The organism is Allobosea sp. FG18 (assembly GCF_057809495.1).
The window spans coordinates 129,147-146,880 of the sequence record NZ_JBMDKB010000010.1 but is presented as its reverse complement, the minus strand read 5'-3'; the positions used below and the strand labels follow the sequence as shown (position 1 = coordinate 146,880).

Annotated in this window: 13 protein-coding genes; 5 read left to right on the top strand and 8 right to left on the bottom strand. The window is 69.1% G+C overall.

Annotated features, from left to right (window positions below):
- The first annotated feature begins 96 nt into the window (after positions 1–96).
- The gene (locus ACODTJ_RS13325; RefSeq protein WP_454658780.1) at positions 97–609 is read left to right on the top strand and encodes a hypothetical protein; all 513 of its coding nucleotides are present in this window, start codon (positions 97–99) and stop codon (positions 607–609) included.
- 164 nt (positions 610–773) lie between these two features.
- On the opposite strand, the gene ACODTJ_RS13320 is transcribed toward ACODTJ_RS13325, so the two are convergent.
- On the bottom strand, positions 774–2,585 hold the full coding sequence (locus ACODTJ_RS13320) for a chloride channel protein (RefSeq protein ID WP_488849039.1): 1,812 nt from the start codon (positions 2,583–2,585) through the stop codon (positions 774–776).
- Between the two features lie 94 nt (positions 2,586–2,679).
- Positions 2,680–3,159: an Lrp/AsnC family transcriptional regulator gene (locus ACODTJ_RS13315; protein ID WP_454658782.1), complete on the bottom strand. Its 480-nt coding sequence runs from the start codon at positions 3,157–3,159 to the stop codon at positions 2,680–2,682.
- Positions 3,160–3,262: 103 nt separating this feature from the next.
- On the opposite strand from ACODTJ_RS13315, the gene ACODTJ_RS13310 reads away from it, so the two are divergent.
- The 3 genes from ACODTJ_RS13310 to ACODTJ_RS13300 all read left to right on the top strand — a co-directional run bounded on the left by ACODTJ_RS13310 (position 3,263) and on the right by ACODTJ_RS13300 (position 6,372).
- Positions 3,263–4,447 (top strand): diaminopropionate ammonia-lyase, encoded by a 1,185-nt coding sequence (locus tag ACODTJ_RS13310; RefSeq protein ID WP_454658783.1) that lies wholly within the window; start codon positions 3,263–3,265, stop codon positions 4,445–4,447.
- Positions 4,444–5,112 carry a glutathione S-transferase family protein gene (locus tag ACODTJ_RS13305; protein ID WP_454658784.1) on the top strand — a complete coding sequence of 223 codons (669 nt, stop codon included), beginning with the start codon at positions 4,444–4,446 and terminating at the stop codon, positions 5,110–5,112. Before ACODTJ_RS13310 ends, ACODTJ_RS13305 begins: the two co-directional genes overlap by 4 nt.
- 63 nt (positions 5,113–5,175) lie before the next feature.
- Complete coding sequence (locus tag ACODTJ_RS13300; RefSeq protein WP_454658785.1) at positions 5,176–6,372, top strand: multidrug effflux MFS transporter; 1,197 nt, start codon at positions 5,176–5,178, stop codon at positions 6,370–6,372.
- A gap of 3 nt (positions 6,373–6,375) precedes the next feature.
- On the opposite strand, the gene ACODTJ_RS13295 is transcribed toward ACODTJ_RS13300, so the two are convergent.
- Entirely contained in the window at positions 6,376–8,535 is a 2,160-nt protein-coding gene (locus ACODTJ_RS13295) for a transglycosylase domain-containing protein (RefSeq protein WP_454658786.1), read from the bottom strand.
- A gap of 257 nt (positions 8,536–8,792) precedes the next feature.
- Here ACODTJ_RS13295 and ACODTJ_RS13290 point away from each other — a divergent pair, with 257 nt between their 5' ends.
- The gene (locus ACODTJ_RS13290) at positions 8,793–9,179 is read left to right on the top strand and encodes a DoxX family protein (protein ID WP_454658787.1); all 387 of its coding nucleotides are present in this window, start codon (positions 8,793–8,795) and stop codon (positions 9,177–9,179) included.
- Positions 9,180–9,256: 77 nt separating this feature from the next.
- On the opposite strand, the gene trxA is transcribed toward ACODTJ_RS13290, so the two are convergent.
- From trxA to ACODTJ_RS13265, 5 genes are all read right to left on the bottom strand, one after another.
- A complete protein-coding gene (gene trxA / locus ACODTJ_RS13285) occupies positions 9,257–9,577 on the bottom strand; it encodes a thioredoxin (protein ID WP_291656956.1) in 321 nt (106 codons plus the stop codon).
- A gap of 117 nt (positions 9,578–9,694) precedes the next feature.
- The gene (locus ACODTJ_RS13280; protein ID WP_454658788.1) at positions 9,695–10,354 is read right to left on the bottom strand and encodes a DUF1345 domain-containing protein; all 660 of its coding nucleotides are present in this window, start codon (positions 10,352–10,354) and stop codon (positions 9,695–9,697) included.
- Positions 10,351–13,842 (bottom strand): double-strand break repair helicase AddA, encoded by a 3,492-nt coding sequence (gene addA, locus ACODTJ_RS13275; protein WP_488849034.1) that lies wholly within the window; start codon positions 13,840–13,842, stop codon positions 10,351–10,353. The genes ACODTJ_RS13280 and addA overlap by 4 nt, the downstream gene beginning before the upstream one ends.
- Complete coding sequence (gene addB / locus ACODTJ_RS13270; RefSeq protein WP_454658790.1) at positions 13,839–16,946, bottom strand: double-strand break repair protein AddB; 3,108 nt, start codon at positions 16,944–16,946, stop codon at positions 13,839–13,841. Before addB ends, addA begins: the two co-directional genes overlap by 4 nt.
- Positions 16,939–17,679 carry a nucleotidyltransferase family protein gene (locus tag ACODTJ_RS13265; RefSeq protein ID WP_454658791.1) on the bottom strand — a complete coding sequence of 247 codons (741 nt, stop codon included), beginning with the start codon at positions 17,677–17,679 and terminating at the stop codon, positions 16,939–16,941. The genes addB and ACODTJ_RS13265 overlap by 8 nt, the downstream gene beginning before the upstream one ends.
- Positions 17,680–17,734 lie beyond the last annotated feature (55 nt).

The following is a 17,734-nucleotide window of genomic DNA, read 5'->3' as shown; positions in this document are numbered from 1 at the left end:
ATCGCCTGACAATGGAATATTTCTTCCATCGTTGGCTCAGTTGAAATAAACGTTACGCACGGGGCGCAGTCTATGCAAGAGCTTTGTGAAACTCGGATGACAGCGCGGATTCATTCTCTCTGGCTGATGCCGGCGCCTTCCGATGAAGCGCTGCTGGCCGGCATCGTCAGCGAGTTGTCCGGCCGCTTCGGCACCCCGCTCTTCGCCCCGCACCTGACATTGCAGGGCGACACGGAGACGACGCCAGCCGTGCTGGAGCGCGCCGTCACGACCGTCGCGGACACCGTCGAGGCCTTCTCGGAGCCGGTCACGGCCGTCGAGGGTATCGAGAGCTATTTCCGCTCGTTCTACGCGCGCTTCGCCGCCTCAGCCCCGCTCACGACGCTGAAACGTACGCTCGACCCGGAGGATTCCACGCCTTTCATGCCGCATGTCTCGCTGCTCTATGGGGCGGTCGAGCCATCCGCGAAGGCGGCGGCGATCACTGAGATCGGCGCCCGCCTCGCGGGACGCACCATCCGCTTCGACCGGATCGGCATCGTGACCTCCGGCCAGGATGTGCCCATCGCCGACTGGCGGGTTGTCACGAGCATCGCACTGCGGTCGTAGTTCGCGCTGCGTTACAAAACGGCGTGTCATCCCGGACGCAGCGAAGCGGAGATCCGGGATCCATGCCGGAACCTATTTTGGAAGCGCTCTGGCATGGATCCCGGGTCAAGCCCGGGATGACCAGGTGTTTCCGAGGGAACCCATAAACCCCGCACACAAAGCGACTACTCCCCCGTCAGCTCCCGATTGCGGCGGCTGACCTCGTCGCTGTAGCGCTTGATCGCATGCGCCTCGCTGAGAATGCCGACGAGGCGGCGGCTGTCGCGATCGGCGACGACGGGCAGCGCCTCGCTCTCGGCCGCCTCGAACAATTTCAGCGTGTCGCGCACCGACATGTCGGCGAGCAGCATCCGATCGGGATTGCGCAGGAGATGACGCACGGTACGCGGCGCGGGCTCCGCCGCCGCCTCCTCGTCCAGAGCCGGGTCCGGCTCGTAAAGCGCGCCCGGCGGCACCATGCCGGCATAGGCGCCGCCTGGACCGACAGCGACGAGGTAATTGGTCGAGCCCGGCGGATATTTCAGCCGCGCCTCGGCGATGGTGGCGTCAGCCGCGATCTTCGGCACCTCCAGGCGCATCATGCTGCCGGCGGTGAGATCGCGCATCCAGCCGACATCATGGGCGCCGCGGATGCTCTCGCCGCGCAGATGGAAGCGCCAGGTCGCGAAGGAGAAGCCGAACAGGCGGCGCGTCACCAGCGAAGCCGCACCGGCGGCGCCGACCACGGCCAGCGTCAATTTGAGATCGCCGGTCATTTCGAGCGCGAGCAGCGTCATCGTCATCGGCCCGCCGACGATCGAGACCGCGAGCGAGCTCATGCCGACCAGCGCGAACAGCGTCTCGTGCCCGGCGAGGTTCGGAAAGGCGAGCGTCAGCAGGCCGATGAAGAGGCGCCCGGTCAGCACCCCGAGCAGGAGCGAAGCGAAGAACAGGCCGCCACGGAAGCCGGAGCCGATCGAGACCGATGAGGCCAGCGCCTTGGCGACAAGCACCAGCGCGAACAACCCCAGGCTGGCATCGATGCCGAGATAGAGATTGATCGCGCCATGGCCGGCCGAGAAGACCGAGGGGTTCCAAATCGCCAGCACGCCGACGAGGAGGCCGCCGAAGGCCGGCCTGAGCCAGGTCGGAATCCGCGAGCGGCGGAAGCCAGCCTCGACGAAGGCGGCGGCGCGCAGCACGACGATGCCGACGAGACCGCAGGTGGCGCCGAGCAGGACGACCAGAGGCAGGTTCGCCATCGTGATCAGGCCGATCGGGGGGACCTCGACGGCGAGCAGTGCCGGCGCGAGCACGCTGTGGGTGACGGTCGCCATGAAGGTCGCGGCCATCACCGGCACGAAGGCGGCGATCGAGTAGCTGCCGAGGATCAGTTCGAAGGCATAGAAGGCGCCGGTCAGCGGCGCATCGAAAGCCGCGCCGATGGCGCCGCCGGCCGCGCAGCCGACCATCAGGCGCATGTCCGCCCGGCGCAGCCGCAGGCGCCGGCCGATATGCGAGGCGAGCCCGCTCGCGGCCTGCGTATAGCCGGCTTCAAGGCCGACCGACGCCCCCGCGCCGCTGGAGCCCATCGTCTGGAGCGCGACGAAGACGCTGTCGCGCAAGGACATACGCCCGCCATGCAGCGCATTGGCCTCGATCGGGTCGATCGGCTGCTTGCGGCGGCGAAAGAACAGCCAGGAGGCGCAGCCGATGGCGAGGCCGCCGAGAACCGGCCCGACAATGGCCCGCCAGGGCGGGATCGTCGTGGCGATCGAGAGCCGCTGACCAAGCGGCAGCCCGAAGATCACTTCATGCAGGAGCTGCGTCGTGAAGGACATCGCTAGTACGACAAGCCCGGCGAGCACGCCGACCACGCAGGCCAGCACCACGATGCCGATTTCGCTGGAGCGGACGAGCGCGCGCCAGCCCTGCGGCGCATCGCCTGTCCCGGCCGGCGTTTCGGTGGCTTTCACGGTGATCACGGCAAGGCCCATCAGGCTCGTTCGTCACGTCCGCCCGCGGTCGCATATCGAAGCGGCGGGAACAAGACGAACTGGCGATGGCAGCCTTGCCCCGGCCGCAGGGCAGTTAGGAAATGGGCACCGCAAGCCCCGTCTTGACCCGGTCCATGGCGACGAAGGAGCGGAACTTGCGGATGTTCGGGTTGGCGAAGAACAGTCGCCGCGTCAGCGCCTCATAGGCCGCCATGCTCGGCACCAGCACGACCAGCATGAAATCGACCTCACCGGTGACGTAATAGCATTGCTGCACTTCCGGCGCGGCGAGGAAGGCGCTCTTGGCCGCATCGATGTCGGGCGCGGTCTCGCTGACCAGCTCGATTTCGACGAAGAGCGTGATCGGATGGCCGAGCGCCGCTGGGTCCACCACCGCGACATTGGCGCGGATGACGCCGTTCGCCTCCATCCGGCGGATGCGGCGCTGCACGGCCGGCGCCGACAGGTTGACGCGCTCGCCGATCACCCGCTGCGGCGTGGTGTTGTCCTGCTGGAGGATGGCGAGGATCGCCCGGTCGAAAGCATCGAGATCATGAGCAGTCGGCTCGGCCATACCCCATCCCGCGAAAGAAACTTGCAAGGCTTGCAGCCAAATCCAGCGCCTTTTTCACTCGCGATGCAATATCCATTCGGGCATTCAGCCAGACGAGGCCACCATGTTCCTGCTCAACCATCATCCGGACTACCGCTCCGCCCTGCATCCGGAGGATGTCGAGACGCTGGGGCCGGCCGGGGCTGACGCGATCGCGGCCCATCTCGCCGAGCGGCCGAACCATGTGCCGACGCCGCTCCACAGCCTGCCGGGGCTCGCAGCGGCGCTCGGCATCGGCGCGCTCTTCATAAAGGACGAGGGCCAGCGCCTCGGGCTCGGCAGCTTCAAGGCGCTCGGCGGCGCTTATGCGGTGATCCGGCTCGCGCTGGAAGCGGCCTCCGAAAAGCTCGGCCGCCGGCTCGGCGACGCCGACATGAACGACCCCGCCGTGCGCGACGCCGCGGCCGGCATGACCTTCGCCTGCGCGACCGACGGCAACCATGGCCGGTCGGTGGCCCAGGGCGCGCAACTGCTCGGCGCCAAGGCCGTGATCTTCGTGCATGGCGGCGTCAGCGACGAGCGCGTCGCGGCCATCGCCCGCTTCGGCGCCGAAATGGTGCGCGTCGACGGCACCTATGACGATTCCGTGGTCGAGGCGGCCCGCGTCGCGACCGAACGCGGCTGGACCATCGTCTCCGACACCTCCTGGGAAGGCTATGAGCGCATCCCCGGCCTGGTCATGCAGGGCTACACCGCCATCGCCCGCGAGGGGCTGGCCCAGATGCAGGAGCGGCCGAGCCACGTCTTCGTGCAGGCTGGCGTCGGCGGTATCGCCGCCGCCCTCGCCGCGCAGATGCAGACCAGCTTCGGAGAAGAGCGGCCGTTTTTCACCGTGGTCGAGCCCTCCCGCGCGGCTTGCATCTTCGAGGCGGCCAAGAACGGCAAGCCCGGCAAGATCCCGCATGGCGCGCCGACCGTGATGGCGATGCTCGAATGCTACGATCCCTCGCCGCTGGCGCTGCGCGTGCTCTACCGCTCTGCGGATGCCTTCCTGACGGCCGAGGATGCCGATGCGGTGGAAGCGATGAACCGCTTGGCACGACCGACCGCTGGGGACCCGGCCATCGTTGCCGGCGAAAGCGGCGGAGCCGGGCTAGCCGGGCTTCTGGCGGTCCTGCGCGATCCGCAGGCGCGCGCGGCGTTGAAGCTCGACGGCAGTTCCCGTGTCTTCCTCGTCAACACCGAGGGGGCAACCGACCCGGCGCGCTATGCCGAGCTCGTCGGCCTCAAGCCGGAGGAGGTCGCATGAGCGCGCCGTCCGGCGCGCGTCTGACGCTGCATTCGCAGAGCCATTCGCCCTATGCGCGCAAGACCATCGTCTTCGCACATGAAGCGGGCATCGCCGACCGGCTCGCGATCGTCGATCAGGAGACCAGCCCGACCAACCGCAACCCCGAGGTTTTCGCCGTCAACCCACTCGGCAAGGTGCCGGTCCTGGTCACGCCGGAAGCAGGCGCGATCTTCGACTCGCTGGTGATCTGCGACTATCTCGACGGACTGCATGACGGCCGCCGATTGATCCCCGCCGAGGGCAGCGCGCGCTGGCAGGCGCTGCGCCTCCATGCGATCGCGCAAGGGCTTTGCGATGCCGGCATCGCATTGCGCTGGGAGACCCTGCGTCGGCCGGAGCATCTGCGCTATCCCCCCTTGAGCGAGGGGCAGACGGCGAAGCTCGTCGAATCCTTCGACGTGCTGGAGCGCAACGAGAGCTTCGAGGAGCCCGTGCATATCGGCCATATCGGACTGGCCACGGCGCTCGCTTGGCTGGAATTCCGCAACCTCCCGGATTTCCGGACCGGGCGGCCAAGGCTGACACACTGGTACGAGGCCTTCTCGCGACGCCCCTCGATGCAGGCGACCGCCTATCACGGCGAGACGCAGGACCGGCCGGCGGCGCGGGCCATTGCCGGATGACCCACTGACGTCGTAGCACAACCCGGAGCGCGGCCCCCTCTGCGGCCGCGCCGGAGGCCGTGCATGAAGCTTCGTCCCGACACGCTGGCGATGACCGCCGTCCTCGCCATGCTGACGGCGCTTGGGCCGCTCTCGACTGATTTCTACCTGCCCTCCCTGCCCGAGATCGCGCGGGTGATGCAGACGGATGTCGCCGGCGCGCAGGCGACGCTGTCCTCCTTCCTGTTCGGCTTCGCGGCCGGGCAGATTTTCTGGGGGCCGCTCTCGGACCGGCTTGGACGCCGGCCGGTGCTGCTGGCGGGCCTTGCCCTGTTCGGGGTCGCGACATTGGCCTGCGCCTTCGCGCCCTCGATCGGGGCGCTGACGCTGGCACGCGCCTTCCAGGCACTCGGAGCGTCGGGCCCGATCGTGCTCGGCCGCGCCATGGTGCGCGATCTCTATGACGGGCCGCGCGCCGGGCGCGAGCTCGCGCGCATGGGCATGATCATGGGGCTGGTGCCGGCGATCGCGCCAGTGATCGGCGGCGTGCTGCAGGTCGCCTTTGGCTGGCGCTCGACCTTCTTAGCCTCGCTCGCCTTCGGGCTGGCGCTCGCGGCCGTCATCGTCACGGTGATGCCGGAGACGCTGCGGGCGCGCTCGCCGCAGCCGCTCTCCCTCTTCGGCATCTTCCGGGGCTTCGGCACGCTGCTGCAAAACCGCGCCTTCCGCGTCTATGTCGCGCTGACGGCGCTCGCCTATGCCGGGCTCTTCGCCTTCATCTCGGGCTCGTCCTTCGTACTGATCGGCGTCTACGGGCTCTCGCCCATCGAATACGGCTTCTCCTTCGGCTTCGGCGTGCTCGGCTACATCACCGGCACGATCATCGCGCAGCGACTGGTCGGACGGCGCGGCATGGACGGCGTCATCGCCATCGGCGTCAGCTGTCTGGCCGGCGGCGGGCTGGCGATGCTGGTCGGCGTGCTCACCGGGTTCGGCGGCGCGGCCAGCGTCGTCGTGCCGATGGCGCTCTATGCCTGCGGCGTCGGGCTGACCATGCCGCAGGCCCAGGCCTCGGCGATGATGCCCTTCCCGGATCGAGCCGGCGCGGCCTCCTCCTTCAACGGGCTCTGCCAGATGCTGCTCTCGGCCTGCGTCGGGCTGCTGGTCGGCCACCTCTTGAAGAACGCCGCATTGCCCTTGCCGCTGGTGATGTCGGCGCTGGGTGTGGCGGCGCTCGTCCTGTTCCGCGCGTCGCGCGGCATCCGGGCGGCGAAGGCCTAGACCTCAGCCACCGAAGAGGCGCTCGAAGAAGTTCTTCTCCTGCGGCGCCGGGCGGACCCAGCCGCTGTCGCCCTGAGGCTGGGCCTGCGCGGGAACCCGTGCGTCGGCGACCGGCGCGCCATCGCCGATCGCCTTCGGCGCGCCCTGCCAGAGGCCGCCGGGCAGCGGGACGGGCTGGGCGCCGGCATGGGCCGCCTTCATGTACTTGCCCCAGATCTCGCCGGGGAGGCCGGCGCCGGTGACGCGTTTCATCTTCGAATTGTCGTCGTTGCCGACCCAGACGGCGGTGACGAGCTTGGCGGTGAAGCCGACAAACCAGGCATCGCCATAGTCCTGCGTCGTGCCCGATTTACCGCCGACCTGCCAGCCTGGAATGTTGAACTTGCTGCCGGTGCCGCCATTCATCACGCCGTTGAACATGGTGTTGATCATGGCGAGGTTCTGCGGCTGGATGACCGGGCCGAGGTTCGCGGCCTTGCGGGCGTAGACGACCTTGCCATTGGTCTGGCGCACCTCGCGGATGACATAGGGCAGGACCGACTGGCCGCCATTGGCGAAGGTCGCGTAGGCGGCCGTCAACTCCAGCGGCGTCACCTCCGACGTGCCGAGCGCCAGCGACAGATTCGGCTGCAGGGCCGAGTTGATGCCGAGGCGCTGCGCCGTGCGGATGACCTCCCGGGGCGTCACCTCCTGGATCAGCCGGGCGGCCACCGTGTTGAGCGAATGCTGCATCGCCGTCGCGAGCGTCACCGGGCCGCGATAATTGCGCGAATAGTTTTCCGGCTCCCACCCCTTGATCGAGACGGGAGCGTCGTCGCGGATGGTATCGGGCGTCATGCCCTTCTCGATCGCGGTGAGATAGACGAAGGGCTTGAAGGAAGAGCCCGGCTGGCGGCGAGCCGCCGTGGCGCGGTTGAACTGGCTCTTGGTGTAGTCGCGGCCACCGATCAGCGCGCGGATAGCGCCGTCAGGCGCGAGCGAAACGACCGCGCCCTGAGACGCATTGAGTTTGGAGCCTTGCGTCGACAGCGCATCGACGAGCGTCGTCTCGGCTGAGGATTGCAGCTTCGAATCGATCGTGGTGAGGACGGTGACGTCGCCCTCAACCGCGCCGATGAAATCGTCGAGCACGTCCATGACGTAGTCGGCGGCGTAGTTCACCGAGCCGGCGCCGACGCGCTCGGGCACCTCGGCTGGTGCGGTCAGCGCGGTCTTGGCCGCGGCCGGCGTGATGAAGCCCTGATCGGCCATCGCGGCGATGACGAGCTGGGCGCGCTTCTCGGCCAGATCAGGATTGCGGTTGGGCGCGAGCCGGGACGGGGCCTGGACGAGCCCGGCGAGCATCGCAGCCTCCGCGATCGTCACCGAACGCGCCGACTTGTTGAAATAGCGCTGCGCAGCCGCCTCGACGCCATAGGCGCCGGAGCCGAAATAGACGCGGTTCAGGTAGAGCTCGAGAATCTGATCCTTGGTGTAGGTGCGCTCCAGCCAGAGCGCCAGGATCGCCTCCTGGATCTTGCGGGCGGCCGTGCGGTCCTGCGTCAGGAAGAGGTTCTTGGCGAGCTGCTGGGTCAGGGTCGACCCGCCTTGGGCGACGCCGCGCCCGCGAAGGTTGGTGACGAGCGCGCGGGTGATGCCGATCGGGTCGATGCCGAAATGCTCATAGAAGCGCCGGTCCTCGATCGCGACGAAGGCGCGCGGGAGGTAAGGCGGAATCTCGCCGATGGTGACTGTGCGCCCGCCGGTCTCGCCGCGATTGGCGAGCAGCGAGCCGTCGGCGGCGAGGATCGCGATGTTCGGCGGCCGCTTCGGCACGGTGAGCTGGTCGATCGGCGGCAGTTGCGAGGCGTGATAGGCGACGAGCCCGCCGACGCCGATGGCGCACCAGAGGCCGAGCACCATCGACCAGTAGAACAGGCCGCCCAGGAACGAGCGGCGGCCGCGCCGGCCACGGCGCTTGCCGCCACCTCCGCCACCGCCACTCTTGCCACGCTTGGGCGGGTTGCGGAGCTGCCGGCTCGGCTCGGGCTGCGCCGGAGCGTTGCGGAAACGGGTGGGGCGATCGTCAGGAGAAAGGCGCATGTCACCGTCCACGTGGCGCTCGCCACGCTCATAACCAAAGGAGGGCTCGCGCCGCTCGCCTCGTGCAATCCGGTCGTTCATCCTGCCCCGTTTTCGGCCGCCATGCCGCCTCGCAAATGCGGTCAGGTCACACAGGATTCAAACATGGCGCTTTTAAGGGTTCGTAAAGCGTGCAATGCGGCAGGAGCTGCATCGCTGTCGCGAGAACGTGATTAAACTTGCAAACGCGCAAACGGAATCGTCATCAACCGGGCTGTTGCGCAAATTCAGGCAGCTCGCCTAGAACCCTGCCGACAAGATCCGATCCCGATCGCAGAATCTGAACGAAGGACCCCTGCATGCAGTCTCTGTCCCGCTACGCGCCCTACACGCTTGGCCTGCTCCGCATCTTCACCGCGCTGACCTTCATCTCGCACGGCACGCAGAAGCTGTTCGCCTTCCCGGTCGCTCCGTCCTGGGGCATGCCGGCTGCGATGAGCCTGCCCTGGACTGCCGGCGTGCTGGAGATCGTCGGCGGCGCCCTCGTCCTCGTCGGCTTCCTGACCCGCCCGGCCGCCTTCGTCCTGTCGGGCCTGATGGCCGTCGCCTACTGGATGGCTCACGGTTCGAAGGGCTTCTACCCGCTGCTGAACGGCGGCGAGGCCGCGATGCTGTTCAGCTTCATCTTCCTCTACATCGCCACGGCCGGCCCTGGCGCCTTCGCCATCGAATCGCGCAAGGGCTGAGGCCCAGACCGCTCGGAAACAGGAAAGGCCCGCTTCCTCGTCGGAAGCGGGCCTTTTTCATATCTGAAGCAGGCGGATCAGACCGCCGCGGAGATCCAGCGCGAGAGATCGCTCTTGGGAGCGGCGCCGACCTTCTGCGAAGCGAGCTTGCCGTCCTTGAACAGCATCAGCGTCGGGATCGAGCGGATGCCGAACTGGGCCGGAATCTGCTGATTCTCGTCGACGTTCATCTTGACGATCTTGACCTTGCCGTTGAGCTCGGTCGCGATTTCCTCGAGCGCCGGGCCGATCATGCGGCAGGGACCGCACCATTCCGCCCAGAAATCCACCACGACCGGCTCGGAGGACTTCAGGACGTCGGCCTCGAAGCTCGCGTCGGTTACCTTGCTCGTTGCCATGACTGGCCGCCTTTCGGTTTCAATGGGGGGCAATGCCACCCTTCGCCAGCGAAGCTATGAACGCCGGCCCCCCGGGTCAAGGCGCGTGCACCGCAGAGCAGAAGTGAAGCCGGCGCGTCACGAGCCGCCCGAGACCAGGCCCGCCCCGACATTGATTGCCATCGCCAGGATCGAGGTGTTGAAGATGAAGGTGAGGATCGAATGCACCAGCACGATGCCACGCGCATGGCGCGTGCTCACGCCGACATCGGAGGTCTGGGAGGTGCAGCCGATCGTGTAGGAGAAATACAGGAAATCGACATAGTCCGGGTCGCCCTTGCCCGGAAAGTCGAGGCAAGGCTCGGCCTTGCCGCCGCGGTAATAGATGCCGGCATAGTGCAGCGTGAAGAAGGCGTGCAGCAGCGTCCAGGAACACAGGATCGTGACGCCGCCGAGCGCGAGATGAATGCCGCGCTCGCCCGCCGGAATGGTCCCGATGCCGGCGAGCTGAACCGCGATCGCGGCCAGGCTCGCACTCGCCGCGAGACAGGAGATCACGAGGATGGCGACGGCTCCTTCGTCCTGCTGCTCCGCCCGCGCCCGAATCTCGTCGACCGTCTCGGTGAACATCGTCGTCGCCAGCAGACCGAGATAGAGGATCGCGCCCGCATCCCAGGCCACCAGCAACCGCGTCGTCCAGCGCCATTCGCCGGGCAGCAACAGGGTCAGCACCGCCCCTGCGGCAAGCGCGATCAGCAGGCGCGGGCGCAGGGACAGGGAATGCGGCACGAATCTCATGGCGTGAACGCTCCCTCGGCGGAACCGGCGCCCTCACCGGCCGCCAGCGCAACGAGCGCGGCATCGAGCCGGCCGGCATCGAGTTCGAAACAGGTGAGGCTCGCCGTGTAGATCGCCAGCGCCCGCACGGCCCGGCCCGGATAGATCTCCCGCATCAGCGCGGCATAAGCCGCGAGCTGGGCGATGGTCGTGACGGGAATGGCATCGACGTCGCGCGGAGGACGGGCCGTGGTCTTGAAATCGGCGACGACGACGCTGTCCGCCGTGACGGCCAACCGGTCGATCCGACCGGACACGACGCGCGATTCGCCATCCGGCAGGCGGATCGAGCCGGCCACGGGAACCTCGGCGAGGCCGTCCGCAGCAAAGAGCCCGGCCAATGCCGGGGCCGCCAGCAATTGCAGGGCATCGGCAACGATGCTGGCGCGCCTTTCAGGCCGCAAGGCTCTGCCGCGCGCTTCCGCCAGAGCTTCCGCCGTCGTGAGGCGACGTGCCTCGGGAACGCTCGGCAGGATTTGCAGAAGAAGATGCGCCAGCCGGCCTGCCGCCGCCGCTTCGGCGAGGAAGGGACCGTCGCCCGGCCGCTCCTCGCCGTCGGCGGCGGTGAGCGCGCTCGACGGCTTCAGCGGCGGCAAAGGCTCGGCCTCTCGTGCGGCAGGCTTCGTCAGCCAGGGCGGGACGACAAAAGACGTCGGCTCGCGCTCTGGCTGGGTCTCCTCCGCCACCGCCGACGGCGGCGAAACCATGAAGCGCAGCATCGCCTCGTCGCCCTCGCCGGTCCGCTTCAGGCCGACATCCGACTGCATCAGCCCCTGCTCGATCATCGCATACCAGCTTCCGGGCGGCGCCTCCCCTTTTGGCTGCGCGCCACAGACGATCAGGCGGTCCTCGGCGCGGGTCATCGCGACATAGAGCAGCCGGTGATGCTCCTCGACCATCTGCGCGACCACCGCGGCCTTGGCCGCCTCGGTCGCCTGGACATCCTCCGCCGAGGCCGGCGGCCAGAGCGGTACGAGTTCGCCTGACGGTGTCGGCACGGCCAGAATCTTCGGCAGGCGCCGCGCCCCCGGTTCGACGCCGAGATCGGCGAGGATGACGATCTTCGCCTCCAGTCCCTTCGAGCCGTGTACGGTCATGACGCGGACATCGCCGGCGCTGGCCGAGAGATCGCGTTTCACATCGGCGGCGCTGCCGGCGACATGCTGGAGGAAGCCGGCGAGCGAGGGGCCATAGCGGCGCTCATGATCGAGCGCGGCGTTGAGGAAAGCGTCGAGCGCGTCGCCCGCCTCGGCGCCAAGCCGGGCGAGCGCGAGATTGCGCCCGCCACCGGGGCCGAGCAGATTGGCGAAGAAGCGGAACGGTCCCTGCCGCCCGGCCTGCTGCGTCCAGCGGACGAGCTTCGCCTCGGCGGCGCCATAGCGCGGCTCGGTTGCGGCGGCATCCTGCAAGGCGGCGCGCAGCGCGCCCTTGCGGGTGGGCGCGAGCCGCAGAAGATCGTCGTCGTCGAGATCGATCAACGGCGTCTTGAGGGCGGTGGCGAGCGTCAGATCGTCGTCGGGCAGGAGCAGGGCGCGGCCGAGCACAACGAGGTCCTCGACCGCCGGATGTTCTGCCAGCGTCAGGCGATCGCGCCCGGCGACAGGAACCTCGGCATCCTTCAGCGCCTTGACGATCGCCTCGAACAGCGCCCCGCGCTGGCGCAGCAGGATCATGACGTCACCGGCCGCGAACGGATGGCCGAGATCGTCGCGTCGGTCACGGTGCCAGCGCTGCAAGGTCCGCGCGATGCGCTCGGCGAGCTTCACCGTGCCGCTGCGCCGCTCCGGCGCGTCGACCGGCGTCGTCCAGGCGTCGGGCGGCTCGCCGGTGTCATTGGCGGCGAGCGGCCAGATATCGACGGTGCCTGGTGCGTTACGGCGGACCGTGTCGTGGATTTCCGGCCGCGCCGCCCCGTCGAAGACGAGGCCGCGCGCATGCTCCGGCAAGGCGAAGACGGCATCGACCGCCTGCATGATGTCCGGCGCCGAGCGGAAGGAGGTATTGAGGCTGATCGCCTCGAAATCCCGCTCCGCCGACCGGATGCGATTGCCCAGCGCGCGACGCTCCTCGCCGAAAGCCGCGGGTGCCGCGCCCTGGAAGCCATAGATCGACTGCTTCTCGTCGCCGACGACGAAGATGGTGCGCGGCTTGGCCCGGAGGTCGCCGCCGCTGGTGAACTCTTCCGCCAGCTTGCGCAGGATCGCCCATTGCGCCTCGCCGGTGTCCTGCGCCTCGTCGAGCAGGATGTGGTCGATGCCGGCATCGAGCTTGTAGAGCACCCAGGCGGCCTCGACCCGCTCCAGAAGCGAGCGCGTGCGCGCGATCAGGTCGTCATAGTCGAGCAGCGAGCGCAGGCTCTTCTGGCGCTGGTAGGAGGCGAGCATGCGCGTGACCAGCAGGGCAAGCGCCGCGCTGCGATCGCGGATGGCGACGGCGTTCAACTGCTCGGCGGCGCCGAGCAGGCAGGCGGCGAGTGCCTCCAGCGTCGCCAGCAAGGCGCCGTCGAACTCGGATTTGCCCTTGCCGCGGATATTGGCGTTGATCGTGCCGGCCTCGGTGATGAAGCCGCGCCGGCAGAAGGCGACGGGGTCGCCATCGTCCTGCCCGGCGAGCAAGGTCCGCAGATTCGCCGCAACGTTCTGCCGCGTGGCGCTGCCGGCCTGAAGGGCCTCGATCAGGGCATGAAGCCCCGGCAGCGCCGCGAGATCGTTGCGGAAGCGCGTTCTGATCGCATCGGGCGACAGATCGGGCGCAATGCCGAGAAAGGCGGCGATGCCGGCCGTCACCGCTTCAGGATTGCGGGCGCGGCCATCCGCCCCGCTGAACAGGGCGCGCTGGCGCAGCGCCTCCTGGAACATCGTCTCGAAACTGTCCTGCGCCGCGAGCCGGGCAAGGAGATCGAGCGCGCGGGCTTCCGGCCCGTTCGGCTCGGCCGCGACGAGGGCGAGCAATTCCCGGCGCGCCGCGCGCAGCATCTCGGCCTGGGCCAGATCGTCGGCGACCTCGAAGCGCGGCGGCACATTAGCCTCGAAGGGCGCCGCCTGCAGCACGCGGGTACAGAAGGCGTGGATCGTCTCGATGCGCAGCCCGCCCGGCGTCTCCAGCGCCTGCGCGAAGAGGCGGCGCGCCTTGGCTCGCTCGGCCATCGCCGGCACCCGGCCGGTGAGCTTCGTGAGTTCGCGACCCAGCGCCTCGTCGGAGAGCGTCGCCCAGGCGCTCAGCGCCTTGAAGATGCGGTTCGCCATATTGGCGGCCGCGGCCTTGGTATAGGTGATACAGAGCATCCGGCCGGGCGCGACGTCGTCGAGCAGCAGCCTGAGCACGCGGTTGACCAGCACATGGGTCTTGCCCGAGCCGGCATTGGCCGAGACCCAGGCGGAGAGGCCGGGATCGGCAGCCTGTGCCTGACGCTGATTGGTCAGCGGCGGGACGATCCAGCCCGGCTTCATGCCTCGCCCCCCTCGTCACCACCCGGCGCGGCCGACCATTCCTTGACGCGGGCGAGATGGTCAAAGGGACTGGCATAGCGGATATAGTCGGGCGCGCGGCGCGAAACGAAAGGTTCGCGGCCTGACCGCAAGGCGTCCAGATATTCGAGCAGGCGTTCGAGATGGCGCGCGGCGACATCGGCCAGCGGCTCGCCGTCGAAATCGAGCGGCTTGTCCTTGGCCCAGCCCCTGGGATCGTGATGGAGCTTCATGTAGAGCACCGCCGCGACCGGCGTTGGCCCCGCCAATCCCTCGAAGCCGGCGCGGGCCGCAAGCTCCGCTTCCAGCGTCAATTGCGGGGCAAAGCCCTTCTCGACCTGCGCCTTGCTCGGCGGCGCACCGGTCTTGAAATCGACGATGCGCAAAGCCGGCTCGCGCGTCAGTTCGATGCGGTCGGCCCGGCCGCTCAGGCGGAAGCTGCTGCCATCGGCGAGCGGGAAGCTCGCGCCGGTGAAGAGTTCGACGCCGATCTGGGCGATGTCATCGCGGCGACGCTCCTCCCAGCGGATGAAATGCCCGGCCGTGAGCAGGAAGCGTGGCCACCAGAACGCCTTGACCTCCGGCACGTCGTCATAGGCGCGGAAGAGCCGGGCGCCGATGCCGACCAGTTGGCCGAGCGCATCGGCCGGCAGCCCCTCGGGATAGGTCGTGGTGAATTCCTCGACGATGCCGTGCAGCAGCTTGCCGCGGTCCTGCGCGGTCGGGTCCGCCACGAGGTCGTCGAGCGCATCGAGCTTCAGGATCTTGCGGGCGTGGATCTGGTAGGGGTCGCGATAGAGCGTCTCGACCTCGGTGACGCTGAGCGACAGCGGCTGAAGATCGCGCGGCGGGCGCGGCGCCGGGCGGCCGATCGGTTTCGCATCCGCAGGCGCACTGAGGACGCCGGCCAAGGTCCGCAGCTTGGCGCCCTCGTCCACGGCCTTCGTCCAGACTGCCTGCGGCGTGACCGCCTGCAGGCGCTGCCAGAAGCGCGAGGCGATGGTCTCGGCCTCACCGGCCTTGCGCGGGCGCGTCAGCGTGACCTCAGGCGCCAGCGCGGCCAGGACGAAATCATGCGCGGTCTGGCCGACGCGCCGCTCGGGCGGCGACAGGCCGAGTTCGGCGCGCATCGGCCGGTTGATGAAGGAATCGGTTGTGGTCTGCGGCGGCCAGACGGTCTCGTTCAGGCCGCCGAGCACGACATGGTCGGCCTCCAGCAGGCGCGCTTCGAGCAGGCCCCAGATCGCGACGCGCGGATAGCCCGGCGCCGCACGCTTGACCACGGTCTCCGCCAGCAGACCATCGAGGATGGCGACGCAGTCGCGCGCCGTACCGCCCGGCGGCATCACGGCCTCGGCGCCGGCAAGCTCGTCGAACAGCCCGGCCAGCGCCTCGCCATCCGGCCCCACGAAGGCGAGCGGCGCGCCGGCCCTGCTCAGGCTGAGGGCAGTGACGGCTTCGCGGGCCGCCGTGACAAGCGCGGCCAAGGCCGGCTTCTCAGCCGCGAACGCCTCGCGCAAGGCGGCGCTTGCTGCGCCGAGCGCATGCAACACTTCGACGGCGGCGGCACGGTCCTCCGCTGTCAATCGCCTGCGCGGGCGCGGGACATGCCCGCCCTCGCGGATCGCCTCCCAGTTACCGAGAGCAGCCTCCAGACCCGGCATTCCGCGGCCCACGGCCTGGCCTCGCCAGGTCCCGATCTCGAGCGCAGCAGCGCCCCGCACCAACGCATCCCGGCCGAGCCCCAACCGGCAGAGCGGGTGGGCGAGCAACGGCACGAGGGTGACCGGCGCCATCTCGGCCAGCACCGCCTCGAGGATCAGCCGCAGTAGCGAACCCGCCGGCCAACGTCCGAGCGGCAGGCCAGCGGAATCGTCGACCTCGACGCCCCAGCGCTTCAGCTCCACGGCGACGCGCTCGGCGAGGCCGCGATCCGGTGTCACCAAAGCCGCATGGGCACCCGGCTGTTCCAGCGTCTCGCGCAAGGCGATGGCGACGATCAGCGCCTCTTCGCGCTCGTCGGCCGCCTCGACCACGCGCAGACCCGCGAAGCCTTCCGCCGCCATGGTTTCCGGGATGCGGGCGCCGACATCGGACCAGAGTTCCGTGACCGAAGCGGGCAGCATTGCCTCGCGCAGCAGCGCGGCGCGAGCCCCGCGCACGGCATCGGGCTGCGAGAGTTCGCGGACATCGTCGCGCTCAGCTCCGAGCGTGTCCATCAGGTGATGCAGGGCCGCCTGCGGATGCGACGACGCGGGCTCCCTGGCGATCGCGTCCCAAGCGCGCTGCTCCAGCCCGAGATCGATGCCCGGCAGGACCACGGCGCCATTCGGCAGGCGGGCGATGGCAGCGAGCAAGCGGGCCGTGGCCGGGACTGTACCGGTCGAGCCGGCGGCGATGATCGGCCCCGTCGCGCCGCCGCAGATGAGCCTGTCGCGCTCGGCGGCGAGCATGCGGTTGCGGAAGGCGGCCGGATCGCAAGCGCCGCGCTCGGCGAGGATTTCCGGCCAGGCCTCGCCGAGAATGGCGAGGAAGCCAGCATTGAGCTGCCAGACCCGGTCGAAGCGGGCGGCATCGAGCGTGGCCAGCCGCTCGACCGATATGCCTTCCGTCTGCATCTGGTCGAGCAGCGCGGCGAGGTCGCCGGCAAGCCCATAGGCTTCGGCCAGCGTCGCCGGCACCAGTGCGGGCTCGCTCGGATCGAGCCGGAGATGGTTGCGGTTGGCGGTGCGGCCCCAGGCATCGACCAGCCGCGTCAGCAGCATGCGGCGTTCAAGCGGCGCGATCGGGGCGAGGCGTTCCTGCGCCCAGGCGCCCGCGCCGATCAGCGCGGTCTCGGCCTCGTCGACATCGCCGAGCGGGACGATACGCGGGAGCAGCAACGGCCTGCCACCGAGCTTTCCCGCGAGGATCGCGGCGAAGGCGCGGGCGGCGCGGCGCGTCGGCAGGTAGAGCGTCGCGCGCGCCATCGCGGCGGGATCGGCGGGGTCATGGACCGGCCCGAGCCGGCCATCCAGCATCGCCTGCGCCAGCACCTCCAGGAAGGGCGCGCCGGCCGGGATGCTGAGCAGGTTGAGCTCAGGCATCGACCGGCTGGTCGGCGGCAAAGGCGGCCTCGGCCGGCGCGATCGCCTCCGGCCGGTCGACATGCAGCCAGCGGCCTTCGAGGACATGGCCGGAAAGCCGCCCGCGCGCGATGGCCCGGTCATAGAGCAGGTTGAACGAGAACGAGGCCGGCGTATCCACGAAGAACTCCGGCGTCACGATCCCGATGCCGGCATAGACGTAAGGCGCGGTCGCCGCCGCGCCGCGTCGCGTCAGACGGCCTTCGTCGTCACGGAAGAAATCGCCGGGGCCGTTGAAACCGACACTGCTCTCGCGCTCCGCCAGCAGCAGCAGCATATCCATCGTCTCGCCGTTCCAGGCCGCGGCCATCGCGCCGAAATTGGAGATGCCGCGCTCGCTCCAGAGCGAATCCGAATTGACGCTGAAGAACGGGCCGTCGCCGAGCAGCGGCAAGGCCTTCTTGGCGCCGCCGCCGGTTTCGAGCAATTCACCGCGCTCGTCCGAGATTGTGATACGCGGGCGCACCCGGCCGGCGAGATGCGCCTCGACCTGCCCGGCGAGGTGATGGACGTTGACGATCGCGTCCTCGACGCCGGCATCGGCCAGCCGGTCGAGCGCATGGTCGAGCATCGCCTTGCCGCCGATCTTCACCAGCGGCTTGGGCAGCGTGTCGGTGATCGGGCGCATGCGCTGCCCGAGGCCGGCCGCCAGCACGATCGCCCGGTGGATCGGCGGCGAAGCGGTTGTGGTCACGCGAATCTCCTGAAACGGGCGAATGGCCTTCCATAGCGCGTCATGGTCGGGCTTG

Bases quoted from the DNA above. Each gene is read 5' to 3' on its own strand.
- ACODTJ_RS13295 (WP_454658786.1), bottom strand. From the start codon at position 8,535: ATGAACGACCGGATTGCACGAGGCGAGCGGCGCGAGCCCTCCTTTGGT.
- addB (WP_454658790.1), bottom strand. From the start codon at position 16,946: ATGCCTGAGCTCAACCTGCTCAGCATCCCGGCCGGCGCGCCCTTCCTG.
- addA (WP_488849034.1), bottom strand. From the start codon at position 13,842: ATGAAGCCGGGCTGGATCGTCCCGCCGCTGACCAATCAGCGTCAGGCA.
- ACODTJ_RS13305 (WP_454658784.1), top strand. From the start codon at position 4,444: ATGAGCGCGCCGTCCGGCGCGCGTCTGACGCTGCATTCGCAGAGCCAT.
- ACODTJ_RS13300 (WP_454658785.1), top strand. From the start codon at position 5,176: ATGAAGCTTCGTCCCGACACGCTGGCGATGACCGCCGTCCTCGCCATG.
- ACODTJ_RS13320 (WP_488849039.1), bottom strand. From the start codon at position 2,585: ATGGGCCTTGCCGTGATCACCGTGAAAGCCACCGAAACGCCGGCCGGG.
- ACODTJ_RS13280 (WP_454658788.1), bottom strand. From the start codon at position 10,354: ATGAGATTCGTGCCGCATTCCCTGTCCCTGCGCCCGCGCCTGCTGATC.
- ACODTJ_RS13310 (WP_454658783.1), top strand. From the start codon at position 3,263: ATGTTCCTGCTCAACCATCATCCGGACTACCGCTCCGCCCTGCATCCG.
- ACODTJ_RS13325 (WP_454658780.1), top strand. From the start codon at position 97: ATGACAGCGCGGATTCATTCTCTCTGGCTGATGCCGGCGCCTTCCGAT.
- trxA (WP_291656956.1), bottom strand. From the start codon at position 9,577: ATGGCAACGAGCAAGGTAACCGACGCGAGCTTCGAGGCCGACGTCCTG.
- ACODTJ_RS13290 (WP_454658787.1), top strand. From the start codon at position 8,793: ATGCAGTCTCTGTCCCGCTACGCGCCCTACACGCTTGGCCTGCTCCGC.
- ACODTJ_RS13315 (WP_454658782.1), bottom strand. From the start codon at position 3,159: ATGGCCGAGCCGACTGCTCATGATCTCGATGCTTTCGACCGGGCGATC.